The sequence below is a fragment of the Arthrospira sp. PCC 8006 genome (genome assembly GCF_046480465.1).
GTDB classification, from domain to species: domain Bacteria; phylum Cyanobacteriota; class Cyanobacteriia; order Cyanobacteriales; family Microcoleaceae; genus Limnospira; species Limnospira platensis.
Genome location: NZ_PKGG01000162.1, coordinates 1 through 12,325, shown reverse-complemented (window position 1 = coordinate 12,325; position 12,325 = coordinate 1). Strand labels below are relative to the sequence as shown.

At 46.1% G+C, this 12,325-nt stretch carries 9 protein-coding genes; 2 read left to right on the top strand and 7 right to left on the bottom strand.

The features are described 5' to 3' along the window. Positions 1-9 precede the first annotated feature (9 nt). The 3 genes from B9T16_RS19800 to B9T16_RS19790 form a co-directional block, all read right to left on the bottom strand. Positions 10-1,215, bottom strand: coding sequence for an RRXRR domain-containing protein (locus tag B9T16_RS19800; protein ID WP_410245573.1), 1,206 nt, complete (start codon positions 1,213-1,215; stop codon positions 10-12). Positions 1,216-1,878: 663 nt separating this feature from the next. Next, positions 1,879-2,109 (bottom strand): hypothetical protein, encoded by a 231-nt coding sequence (locus B9T16_RS19795; RefSeq protein WP_410245572.1) that lies wholly within the window; start codon positions 2,107-2,109, stop codon positions 1,879-1,881. A gap of 411 nt (positions 2,110-2,520) precedes the next feature. Then, positions 2,521-3,612 carry a metallophosphoesterase family protein gene (locus tag B9T16_RS19790; protein ID WP_410245571.1) on the bottom strand — a complete coding sequence of 364 codons (1,092 nt, stop codon included), beginning with the start codon at positions 3,610-3,612 and terminating at the stop codon, positions 2,521-2,523. A 74-nt stretch (positions 3,613-3,686) separates the two neighbouring features. Here B9T16_RS19790 and B9T16_RS19785 point away from each other — a divergent pair, with 74 nt between their 5' ends. Next, positions 3,687-5,135 carry a DUF697 domain-containing protein gene (locus B9T16_RS19785; RefSeq protein ID WP_410245570.1) on the top strand — a complete coding sequence of 483 codons (1,449 nt, stop codon included), beginning with the start codon at positions 3,687-3,689 and terminating at the stop codon, positions 5,133-5,135. A gap of 147 nt (positions 5,136-5,282) precedes the next feature. Here the strand turns inward: B9T16_RS19785 and B9T16_RS19780 are convergent, their stop codons facing one another. From B9T16_RS19780 to B9T16_RS19770, 3 genes are all read right to left on the bottom strand, one after another. After that, entirely contained in the window at positions 5,283-7,829 is a 2,547-nt protein-coding gene (locus tag B9T16_RS19780; protein WP_410245569.1) for a glycogen/starch/alpha-glucan phosphorylase, read from the bottom strand. A gap of 153 nt (positions 7,830-7,982) precedes the next feature. Continuing rightward, positions 7,983-8,462 carry an ankyrin repeat domain-containing protein gene (locus tag B9T16_RS19775; protein ID WP_006619911.1) on the bottom strand — a complete coding sequence of 160 codons (480 nt, stop codon included), beginning with the start codon at positions 8,460-8,462 and terminating at the stop codon, positions 7,983-7,985. 135 nt (positions 8,463-8,597) lie between these two features. Next, positions 8,598-8,720: a hypothetical protein gene (locus B9T16_RS19770; protein WP_410245568.1), complete on the bottom strand. Its 123-nt coding sequence runs from the start codon at positions 8,718-8,720 to the stop codon at positions 8,598-8,600. Here B9T16_RS19770 and B9T16_RS19765 point away from each other — a divergent pair. Continuing rightward, entirely contained in the window at positions 8,719-9,573 is an 855-nt protein-coding gene (locus B9T16_RS19765; RefSeq protein ID WP_006619910.1) for a methyltransferase domain-containing protein, read from the top strand. The genes B9T16_RS19770 and B9T16_RS19765 overlap by 2 nt on opposite strands. A gap of 11 nt (positions 9,574-9,584) precedes the next feature. Here B9T16_RS19765 and B9T16_RS19760 read toward each other — a convergent pair whose 3' ends face one another. Continuing rightward, positions 9,585-11,990, bottom strand: coding sequence for a DUF1565 domain-containing protein (locus B9T16_RS19760; RefSeq protein WP_410245567.1), 2,406 nt, complete (start codon positions 11,988-11,990; stop codon positions 9,585-9,587). Positions 11,991-12,325: the final 335 nt, after the last annotated feature.

Genomic DNA, 12,325 nt, shown 5'->3' with positions numbered 1-12,325 from the left:
TATGTTTCATCAAAAATTCTCCGAGAAACCCCCATCCTCGCGTAGCAGGTGGGGGAGGGATAGGAGCGGTGGTTGAGTGGGGTTCAATGCCCCCGAAACCACCAAGTTTGTACTACGCGCAATCAAAGAGACCTTAGAAGCGGTGAATTGACCCAACCGCTTCCAGTTGATATCGCTGACAGAAACCTGTCTGTGAGTGTCACCACTCACCCAGCCGACGACAACCCGACCTGCCATTTCAGCACGCACAATGTCACCCTTCCTGACCCCATGCCGTGTGGTGGTACCGCCAGATTTACGACGCACCCCGCCTTTAGCCGGAACCATCAAGTGCAGTTGTCTACGAGAAATGGGAGGTCTGCGAATCACGTTAAAGATGGATGGTGTTAACTGAACCAAACCCTTCCAGGTATGACCGTGAGTGTTGGCAGTGTGGAACGGTTCATATTTGACAAACTCAGAACAGGCCAGAGTCAGTCCATCCACGGCATGAGTTTCAGGAGTTTGAGCCGACTTGTCTTTTGACTTGACTAACCTTAACTCAGTCCTGAGATTAGCCGTTTCATACCCAAATTGAGTCTTAACCTGGGCTAGTTTTGATAACCAGCCCAGCATCACTTTTTGCCCCACCATTACAGGCGAGAAGGATTTGGACCCTTTTGCCTTTACATACTCATAGACGATATTACTGACGGGGAATAGGCGGCATAGTTCAGTCACTACCCTCAATTCAAGTTGTCGGTTGGCTCGAATACTGGGAGGTAATTTGTTTTGTCTGCGGTTGTTAAAGCGCTTCTGCCGATGGGCACGCTGGGAATAGGCCCAATTGCGGTTAATCCGTCTCCCACGCCTTCCACGCCGCATCATGCGACGTTGTTTCATCCGGTCTTTGACGGCTGGGAATGGGAGAACCAAGTGAGCCAGAAATAGGGTTGCCTTGGGTGATTGTACCCCAACGCCGCTATACAGTTTCCCCGGGTCAACTCCAACCGCAATCGTTTGAGTCTCTTCCCCAGACGGTTGCTGAGTTAGTTGAACGTAGAACACGCCCAGGTCTGACCATTTCCCCAAGGCCACCCCATCTCGAATCCAGCGCCTTGCTCGACTGGGCTTGGTTGGCATTAATGGTTTCCCACTGGGGGATAAAACCGGAACTCGTAGCATGGTGATAAACCTCTTGCGAGTTTGAGTCTCTTCGCCCACCGAATCAAACATGGCTTGGCTTTCCCAACGCCCCTAACCAGGAGGCTTGCAGATAATCCGATCTAGAGAAACAACCGGAAGTGCGTGGCATGATTCGGCTCAATGGGCTATTCAAGGTTTCAGCAGGGCCCGTTCCCCACTCTCCCACCTCGCATTAGCAGGTGGGAGTTCTTGAACAATTATCCCTTACCTATCAAACTTGCATCCTGACACTATGCACATTTTGGCTGTTTTGTCAACTCCCCCCCCCTAGAGTTCAAAAAAATATTCGTGGATCGCCAGCAAATTTCACTCAGGCGATCGCCCTCTACTTCCCCCTATTCAATACGGCAATATAGCTGTTTGAGGTTATTTCTCGGTAGCCACAGATACCCAATAACTGCTTATACCCACACGAAGATTAACTATAACCTATAGACTCTATTCTATCATCCTTTTTGAGGGCTGTCAAGTGGCGTATTTTCGTGGTTTTTTTGTGCGAAAATGATAATCATTTTCACCCAAAATTTTTTGACTGTTTTTTTATTTGTATCAAACATATCGCTAATAATAACTAATACTTATATAAAACCCCCTTGGGGTAGCTTATGGTCAAAGCCGCCATTTTCCGATCACGATAGCATCAAGTCAAATGCTATCCTTTGAGAGGCGATCGCAATTAAACCGGACAGTTTTTCAATCCATAGAAGATACCGATGTAGCTTTTAATATCAATAACTGACGACGAATTTTCTGGGTGTAAGCATCAAACTCATCAAGTTCTGAGGGAGTAATTATAATCCCTTTTTGAGACAACCTGTGCAGTCTGTCCTCGCGTATATAGCCGGACAATTTGAAGTCAGGGTGCTTTCCGCAAGCCAACCCAGAAGATACTGGTAAGTGATGTGTATGAGCTTTGGTGGTCATAGTCGAGGGCCTTCGAGTTAATCATCAACACAGTAAGCAGTAAGTCTTTAGGCTTATTCCCAAATCTATTCTTCTTTTATACAAACAAGCCATCATATTTGAGTAGGGTATCTCACCATCTACTGACCCATGCCGGCCAGTCAACAGCAACTCAAATTCCAATTTATTTAACAATCAAGCGTAAATCTATAGCGCGCCGAAGTTGGTGTCGTAACCAGCCACTGGTAAAGGTAGGCAGGAAAATCCATAATTGACAATTGTTCATGAAATCTATCCCCTTTCCTGCTACCCGCTACCTTCTCACCTATAACCTCTTCCTCATTTTGTCATGAATACACGATCGCCCATTGCTATAGATTGAGACTCCCTTGTAGTCGGTGAGTATAGAATACCCACATCCCCATATTCTGATTACATTTGCGATAACCGCAAAATTGTCCGATTATCTATCGCCTCACTGCCACCGAACCCCTCAAAATACTGTCGGACTAGGGGGGGAAACTCAGGAAAATCAAACCTCGCATCACCCCCAGCGATATCCGCCCAAAAATAGCGCAGACTGGGGGCTAACTCCTCAGCTTCTAATTGGGAAAGACCTAGGGGAGGTCCCATTAATAACCGCATCATAAACGGAAAGGAGCGATCGCCCATCCATTCCCTAGAAATACTTGGTAAGTCAGGAAAACCCGGCACGGAGACAATGCGGTGCGACTCAATTTCTAGCCTCTGTTGACCCTGATCATCCCTAGAAAAATTCAGGATACGGTAGGGGTGAGGATAACTAACCAAAGAACCCGTAGTGATATCATAAACTCCCCGCCATTTAGCGATATCCTGTACATGGAGATGACCTGTAAAAACTAACTGAACTCCCCCCCTCTCCAGCACCTCTAACAATTGGGGAGCATTCGACAACATATAACGCCGACCTAGGGGATTAGTAGACTGTCCGGGTAGGTGTTCAATGATATTGTGGTGAATCATCACTAACACCAATTCATCGGTGGATGTAGCCAAAACATCTCTCAGCCAGTCTAGCTGCTTTTCATCCACATATCCGATTTGATTTCCCTGTTCATCAAACCCATTGGAATTGAGACCAATTAACCGCACACCCGACCTTAATTCGCAGGTGTAGTACAGACAACTCCTGTTTTGATAACCGCAGTGGGGATAGTATTTGGGAAACTCCGATAAACCAATTAGGGACCCTTCCCCTACCGCTAAAGGTACATCATGGTTTCCAGGAACTACATAAGCTGGATAGGGTAGGTTTTTTAGGCGATCGCTTAACCAAGCGTGATTATCCCGTTCCCCGTGTTGGGTGAGATCTCCCGGTAGCAGCAGAAAGTCTATATCCAGCCTTTCGAGATGTTCAAAGACCTGTTCTAGGGCTGCAATGCTAACTTCCACTAAATGAAAGCGTTTCGGATGATCCCAAATCGTCTCAGGAAGGGCAATATGTAAGTCGCTGGCGATCGCAAATCGAAAGTTTAGAACCATAATCTAATACTCTATCATGCAGATCTCTCAGTTTTGATCTAAACTAGAAGCAGGGTTATGGCAAATGAACGGATATGGTTGTAAACTTGCGTCGGCCCATCTTAGTTGGTGGCATTGGGTTATCTGTAGTTCTCTGGCTGTGGGATACAGTCGGCGACTCGGCAGTGGAATTCGGAGAAACAGCAGTTTTTGGGGCGATCGCTTTAGGCGGTGGTCTCTGGTGGCTACAGCGAAAATTTCCTCAGTCTGACCAGAGCAGCAAAAATTCCCCCCCTATTAATCGGGAAATTACCGAAGCTGCTATTCAGGAAACCGAAACCTTAATTGATAACTTAGCTACCAAGGCGGAAACTATCCTTTCGGGAAATGACCTCTCACCGACTATCGCTGATTGGCGATCGCAGGTTGCTGACTTACACACAGCTATTGATAGACAAGATTTATACCTGGCTATTACCGGAAAACCACAGGTTGGGAAAACTTCCTTAAAAACCGTTTTAGAAACTACTACCTGGACTCAGAAACAGTTAACTATTACCGAAGTTGACCCCGACTCCTCAGACAATTTGGGAACTTCTGATTTAGTCATGTTTTTAGTAGATGGTGATTTGACTGAACCTGAATATAAAACCCTTAGTGATTTGTGCGATCGCCAACCCACCCTCTTGGTCTGGAATAAACAAGATCAATGTCCTTTAGAGCATCAGGTAGTCGTTTTAGAAAAACTGCGCCAAACTATGGCTAATCAATTGGCGGCGAGTGATGTCATTGGTATTTCCGCTTCTCCTAGTGCCATTAAAGTCCGCCAATATCAGGATGAAAATTCCGTCCAAGAAAGGATGGAAACACCATTACCCCAAATCGAAATACTTACCGAAAATCTCGATCGCCTTTTTACCCATCAAGGCGAGGCTTTGGTTTTCGCCACCACTTACCGACAAGCGATCGCACTTCAGCAAACCGTCAAAACCCATTTAAACACAATTCGCCGCCAGCAAGCCCTCCCCACCATAGAACAATATCAGTGGATCGCTGCGGCTGCCGCTTTTGCTAACCCAGTCCCCGCCTTAGACCTTCTCGCCACCGCTGCCATTACCTCTCAGTTAGTGCTAGACTTAGGGAAAGTCTATGATTGCCAATTTTCCCTCGAACAAGCACAGCAACTCGCTAAAACTCTCGGTTCCCAAATGGTAAAATTAGGCTTGGTCGAGTTATCCACCAAAACCTTAACAACCCTCCTCAAAACTAACACCGTCACCTATGTGGCTGGGGGAGTTATTCAAGGTGTCACGGCGGCTTATCTAACTCGCATTGCTGGCTTGAGTTTAATTGAGTATTTCCAAACCTGCGAAACCGGAAACAACTTTTCCTTAAATATCGAGTCCTTCTCAAATACCCTCAAGTCCGTATTCCAAAATAACCAGCAGTTGTCAACATTACAGAGTTTTGTCCGACAGGCTACTAGCCATATTCTCCCAGCCAGGGAAGTTTCCCCAACTCCCCCTTTACCTGCGAAGTCCTAACAGGGGCGGCGGGTCGATTAAACCAAGTCCCAAAAGGGAAGTTAAGTCTACCCGCCAAAAACCGCCTACATATCGAAGCAATCAGGAGAGCGGAAGGTTAATCAAAACTTCCCTTCCAACCCACCCCCATTGTATCATGATTAACCCTCAACTGTCAACTCTTAACGCCGTCTGTGGTTGGACATAATCAGCGAGTTGAATAGAAACTGGCGAAGAATGCCAGATCTGATCGCAGTATTCTCGGATAGCGCGGTCAGAAGAGAATTTACCACAACGCGCCGTATTGACAATGGACATTTTCAACCAACGATCGCGATCGCACCAAGCCTGAGAAATGGTATCCTGACAGTCAATATAGGACTGGTAGTCAGCAAATAGCATATACTGGTCTTGGTGTAGCAGGGAATCAATCAGAGGCTGAAATAGGGTGCTGTCTTCATCAGCAAAATGACCCGACCCGATTAGATCGATAATCTCCTTGAGTTGAGAATTATCATAGTAATAATCCCAGGGATTATAACCCTCAGCCTTGCGCTGGTAAACCTCATCAGCACTCAAGCCAAACCGAAAGAAATTCTCTTCACCAACCTCTTGGCAGATCTCAATATTAGCACCATCCCAAGTCCCTATGGTCAAAGCGCCATTAAGGGAGAACTTCATGTTACCAGTACCAGAGACTTCCTTGCCAGCAGTAGAAATCTGTTCAGACAGATCAGCCGCCGGATAGAGCATTTGGCTATTAGCAATATTATAGTCTGGAAGAAACACAACTTTCAGGCGATCGCCCACATCTGGATCATGGTTAATCACCTCAGCCACCGAGTGAATCAACTTAATCATTAATTTTGCCATAAAATACCCCGGAGCAGCCTTCCCGGCGAAAATAAACGTGCGAGGGGCAATATTTACAGTCGGGTCTTGCTTAATCCGATGATAAAGAGTAACAATGTGCAGGATATTCAAATGCTGGCGTTTGTATTCATGAATAGGTTTCACCTGAACATCAAACAGAGACTCTGGGTTAACCGTCACCCCCAAACGCTGTTGAATATGACCAGCCAGGGAACGTTTTAGATCTAGTTTAACCTGTCCCCAACGATAGCGAAAATCCCCGTCATGTGCGAAGCCTTCTAACTGGCGCAAATCATCTAAATGGGTAATCCAATGTTCCCCAATTTTTTCAGAAATCAACTTAGTCAGACCCGGGTTATTTTGCACCAACCAACGTCGTGGCGTTACCCCATTAGTTTTATTGCTGAACTTGTGGGGGAACAATTCATAAAAATCTCCCAGAATATCTTTAGTCAACAATTCCGTTTGTAATTCGGTGACACCATTAATCGAATGACTCCCCAAACAAGCCAGGTTAGCCATTCTTACATAACGTTCTCCCGTTTCATCAATTAATGAAAGTCTGGCAATTTTATGACCATCACGACCATTACTATTACGGACTTCTTCTAAAAAGCGGCGGTTAATTTCATAGATAATTTCTAGGTGGCGAGGAAGCAGACGACCCCACCAACTTACCGGCCACTTTTCTAAAGCCTCTGGTAGTAAAGTATGGTTGGTGTAAGAGAAAGTTTTTTGAGTAATTTCCCAAGCATCATGCCACTCGATATCATGTTCATCCATTAACAACCGCATCAATTCTACTATAGCAATAGCCGGGTAAGTATCATTGAGTTGAATGGCAAATTTTTCCGGGAAGTTTTCCAGGTTTCCACCGGATTTTAGATGCCAGCGGATCATATCTTGTAAAGCACAGGACACCAAGAAAAATTGCTGTTCTAAACGCAGTTGTTTACCCGGTATGGGTTCATCATTAGGATAGAGAACTTTGGTGATATTTTCAGATAATACTTTTTGGTCAACTGCGCCGTAATAGTCTCCGAGATTAAATGCTTGGAAATTGAAAGACTCTGGCGCTTCGGCTTTCCACAGGCGCAAGGTATTTACAGTATTGACTTTGTAGCCACTAATAGGAGTGTCGTAGGGGATACCTTTAACTACTTGGTGAGGAACCCAAGTGGCGTGATAGTTGCCTTCTTCGTCCGTGTAGCCTTCCGTATAGCCACCAAATTTGACCTCCACTGCCGCCTCTGGGCGGACTATTTCCCAGGGGTTGCCTTTTTGTAGCCATTTATCAGTAATTTCTACCTGCCAACCATCCTGTATTTCCTGTTTAAACACCCCAAATTCATAGCGGATACCATAACCTATAGCTGGAATTTCCAGGGTAGATAGGGAGTCCATATAGCAGGCGGAAACACCACCATTACTCCCATTTCCTAGTCCGGGTTCTGATTCTTGTGCCACCAGTTGGGAAAAGTCTAAACCTGACTCTTCTACGGCTTGTCGCACTTGGTTATAAATTCCCAGATTAATTAGATGATTCACTAAGTGGGGACTTACTAGAAATTCTCCCGATAGGTAACAGACTACTCTGGTGTTATCTGATGGCTGAGTGAAGGTGCGAACTGTATTTAACCATTTGGTTAAAAGGCGATCGCGCACTGTATAAGCCAGGGCTAAATATAAGTCATTTAAGGTAGCAATTTCTGGGTATTTTCCTTGGATATAAAACAGGTGATCTGCTAAGGCACGCCGCAGGGTTTCAATACTTAATCCGGTGCGATCGTCTTCCCCTGTCACCTGTGAATCATTGAGGTTTTCTGATGAGGTTTCTGTCATGGCTTTTCACCCATTAAAGTAAGTGGTTATATCCAGGATATTCTGAGTCTTAAATGCTTGCCAATTTGCCAATTGTCAAATTGGGGATTTTATCCTGGTTCTGATTAGATGAATCCTGATTCAATCCGGGCTTTTTCAACAGGCAATTATCAGCTAATTATGAGCGTCTCGCCATTTTTTAATTGCTGCTACAACTTCGGGATGATTCTCAGAAGATGCCCAAATTAAAGCCGTCCAATTGTTGTTATCCTTAGCCCGAAAATTGGCACCCTTATTCAGTAACATCTCAACCATTTGTACATGACCCCTACCAGAGGCGGCCATCAATGCTGTTAAGCCAAAATCGGTCTGAGCATCAATTTCAGCCCCAGCTTGTAGTAAACTTTCAGCTATAGTTAAGTGGCCCTGTGCCGCCGCCTCCATCAGCGGAGTCCAACCATCATTATCTCCGAGGTTAACATCAGCCCCGGCCTCTATCAGGTTTTGGGCGATCGCCTCTAGTCCCTGTCCCACTGCTGTCACCATGGCGGTTGTACCATCATCACCCACAGCATTGATATCTTTTTCCGCTGCTATTAAAGCTGATAATTCCTCAAGATTGCCTGTTTTGATGGCTTTAATTAACTCGGTCATAGTCGCTTTACCCTTCTCGCCCTGATGTTATTATCTCATAACCTTACATTTTAGGAAACTACCAAAAAGCGACTTCTTAATTAATGTTTGATTGGGCTAAAACAATGGCTTATTGTATCATTCCAATTTACGCTATCATAGCACTACAATCATGCGATCGCAACCCCCAGACCAGACTGGGGACTGAGACATATAGCATAACAAGTCCGTAGTCCTACCATTTACCATGATTGATTGTCCATTAGACAAAGTAGCCATGAAATCAACTCTCAATCAACAGATTCAACAGTTTTATGATGCTTCCTCCGCCCTGTGGGAACAAATTTGGGGGGAACATATGCACCATGGCTATTATGGACCCGAAGGGAATCTGAAAACCGAAAGACGACAGGCGCAAATTGACCTAATCGAAGAATTACTAAAGTGGGGACTTGATCAGACAACCCCAACCCCTAAGATTTTAGACGTAGGTTGTGGCATTGGGGGGAGTAGTCTTTATTTAGCCGAAAAGTTTAACGCCAGAGTTACAGGAATCACTCTCAGCCCGGTACAAGCCCAACGAGCAGGCGATCGCGCCGCCGAAGCTAGATTAAGTCAAAATGTGAATTTCCAGGTTGCCAACGCCCTAGCAATGCCCTTTGAGGACGAATCCTTTGACCTAGTGTGGTCTCTGGAAAGTGGCGAACATATGCCCAACAAAATCCAATTTTTGCAAGAATGCCACCGAGTCCTCAAACCCGGTGGCACCTTTTTAATGGCTACTTGGTGTCATCGCCCCCTAGGGGGAGACCCAGGACAACTCACAGACGCAGAACGTCACCACCTCGCCCAAATTTACCAAGTTTATGCCCTACCCTATGTGATCTCATTGCCAGAATATCAAGCGATCGCCACTCGGGTAGGGTTTAATAACATTGACACCGCCGACTGGTCAAAAGCAGTCGCCCCCTTCTGGGATATAGTCATTGATTCCGCCTTTGACCCCGCCGCCATTTTCGGTTTACTCATCAGCGGACCTTCAACCATCAGAGCCGCATTATCCCTAGGATTAATGAGTCAAGGATATGAACAGGGTTTAATTCGGTTTGGACTACTGCGGGGGACCAAATAATCTAGCCTTGACTAGACAATGTAAGGAGAGTTGATCGCCTCAGCGCGCCCAGTCGCTACCAGAGTTTGATAGAGAATTGCCGAAATTTCCGCACGGGTAATATCCCGCTGAGGAGCCAGGGTAGTCCGAGTTGGATAGTTGACAATAATCCTTCGCTCTGTAGCAGTAGCGATCGCATCTGTAGCATAACTAGGAATCTGAGCGCGATCGGTGTAACCATTCAAAGAATTAGGATTACCACCAGTCAACTTGAGACCATTAATCAATGATACCACCGCCTGAGCCCGGTTCAAATTCTCATTAGGTCGGAAAGTGCGATCGGGGAAACCCGCCAAAAATCCGGCCCGGTTCGCTTGTTCAATAGCCACTTTCCCCCAGAAATCAATAGCCACATCCCTAAATGCAGTCGCCTGCTGAATAGGAGCCATATTAAACGCCTTAGCCAGCAAAGCCGCGTGTTGGGCGCGAGTTAAATTCTCATTGGGTCGGAAAGTACCATCAGGGAAGCCACTGATAATATTCATATCAGTCAAGCGCACAATAAATTCTCGCGCCCAATGTCCGGTAATATCACTAAAGCGATCGCCTCCCGGAGGTGGAGTCGGAGTCGGAGTCGGCGTGGGAGTCGGAGTCGGAGTCGGAGTCGGCGTGGGAGTCGGCGTGGGAGTCACATTAGCACTAAAATCAATATTTCCCTTCGTGTTAGTGGGGTTAATCTGATTTCCCACAGACACCAAAGTAAACTTCCCAGCATTCTGGACATCATACTTACCATTATTGCGGAAAATATTACCCCCCGCATCTTGAGGGCTACCCAAATCTGGAAAAGCATCTGCAATGACAGTCAAACCATCCTGAAGATTGTTCTCAATCAGATTTTTCCGCAACACAGGCTTAGAACTACCCGAAAGTACAAGACCAGTGCGGTTGTTAGAAATATGGTTGTCGCTAATCAGCGGAGCCGCAGAGGCTTGAACAGCGATCGCAAATCCAGTATCTTGTAGCTTGTTGCCGCGAATTTCTCCCTTAGCATTCCCCGCCAAAGCGATACCATTACCAGCATTTTTTTCAAAGTGGCTAGTCAAAATCTCAGGGATAGCAGTTCCCGTGACAAAAACCCCTTCCCGTTTAGAGTTAAAAAACCGGCAATTAGCCACCACACAATAAACCGACTCAATCCAAACAGCAGTGCCGCGAATTTCCTCATTAGTCACACTCACACCGCGCAGGGTCGAGTTATTTTCCATCACAATAGTTACATTTTGTCCCGCCGCACTAGGACTAGCAAATCGACCGCTTCCAGTAATTTGAGTGCCATTACCTTGGCTAGACTCATTACCGATCAACGTCACACCAGAGATCACATACAACGGGAAAGTTTCCCCTGTAGCCGCCGTATAATTTCCTGGAGCCACTTGTACCACAGTCCCCGCCGTCGCCTGTTGTAAGCCACGGGTGATAGTTTTGAACGGAGCAGAAGCCGTACCCGCCGCCGAATCATTACCTGTCGAGCCATTAACATGGATAGTAGTGGGTGAGGAAGTCGGAGCGCTAGTCGCTACCACATTGATATTACCCTGAACTCTGCCAGCATTGAGCAAATTACCAAAAGAGGCGATCGCCACAGAGCCAGCATGATTAATATCAAACCCGCCATTATTGCGAATCATATTACCACCCGATTCGCTGGCGCTACCCAAATCTGGAGCCGCATCATTAGTAATTACAATACCATCGCCAGTGTTGCGCTCAATCAAATTACGTCGCAAAATAGGGCGAGAGTTGCCAGCAATTAGGAGACCAGAGCGATTTTCAAAAAGCGTGTTATCACTAATGCGCGTCTGAACTTCACCCTTAACCGAGATACCATAGCCCGTATTTTGGAAGGAACTGTTGCGTACTTCCCCCTTAACATTACCCTCCAGCGAGAGGCCATAGCCTTCATTTTCCACAAAGGCATTACTGAGGATATTAGGAGCCCCTGAGCCTGTAGCGTAAATTCCCTCGCGGCGACAGCGGGTAAATGTGCAGTGTACAATATTAGGCGAGGTAGACTCGACCCAAACTCCCGTACCCCTCACTTGGTTATTAGTTACTGTCACCCCCCGCAGTTCAGCGTTGGTAGCCATCACGATAGTAACTTCTTGGCCGCCTGTACTAGGGCTACTATGGCGACCACTACCTTCAATCAAAATGCCGCTTCCGGTTCCTGATTCATTTCCCACCACAGTGACCCCGCTAGGAATCATAATTGGGAACTGTTCCCCAGTAGCGCTATTATAGGTTCCAGTTTCTAATTGAATGAAAGTTCCTGATTCAACTTTAGCGCAGGCTGCCGTCAGAGTTTTGTAGGGAGATGATTGGGTCCCGTCGCCCTGATCGTTGCCAGTAGATGGATTAACGTAAACTGTTGCCATAATTCTATTGTTGTTGCTGTTGCCAATTCCTGCAATATTTTCGGTAGCTGTTAAAGCTACAGAATGTGTTAACTATAAACCCTTATCCTGACAGCGATAGCGGGTTATTACTCAACCCCTATATCCTATTGAATTACTCAGATATTACTCACAATCTAGTCCTAGCACAGGAAAATAATTCTGTCAACAGGTTGATTACTCAGTCAACAAGCACAACTTAATCAATCTGTCAAATGCCTACTATCTCCCCCTAACCAAACACCGATAGGGTAATTCCCTAGCGATACCCGTCAACAGCAAGCCTAGCGGTTCCTAGCGTCACTGTTGACTGCTAT

Coding starts and splice junctions, on each gene's coding strand:
- B9T16_RS19800 (WP_410245573.1), bottom strand. CDS start 1,215: ATGTTTGATTCGGTGGGCGAAGAGACTCAAACTCGCAAGAGGTTTATC.
- B9T16_RS19795 (WP_410245572.1), bottom strand. CDS start 2,109: ATGACCACCAAAGCTCATACACATCACTTACCAGTATCTTCTGGGTTG.
- B9T16_RS19790 (WP_410245571.1), bottom strand. CDS start 3,612: ATGGTTCTAAACTTTCGATTTGCGATCGCCAGCGACTTACATATTGCC.
- B9T16_RS19785 (WP_410245570.1), top strand. CDS start 3,687: ATGGTTGTAAACTTGCGTCGGCCCATCTTAGTTGGTGGCATTGGGTTA.
- B9T16_RS19780 (WP_410245569.1), bottom strand. CDS start 7,829: ATGACAGAAACCTCATCAGAAAACCTCAATGATTCACAGGTGACAGGG.
- B9T16_RS19775 (WP_006619911.1), bottom strand. CDS start 8,462: ATGACCGAGTTAATTAAAGCCATCAAAACAGGCAATCTTGAGGAATTA.
- B9T16_RS19765 (WP_006619910.1), top strand. CDS start 8,719: ATGAAATCAACTCTCAATCAACAGATTCAACAGTTTTATGATGCTTCC.
- B9T16_RS19770 (WP_410245568.1), bottom strand. CDS start 8,720: ATGGCTACTTTGTCTAATGGACAATCAATCATGGTAAATGGTAGGACT.
- B9T16_RS19760 (WP_410245567.1), bottom strand. CDS start 11,990: ATGGCAACAGTTTACGTTAATCCATCTACTGGCAACGATCAGGGCGAC.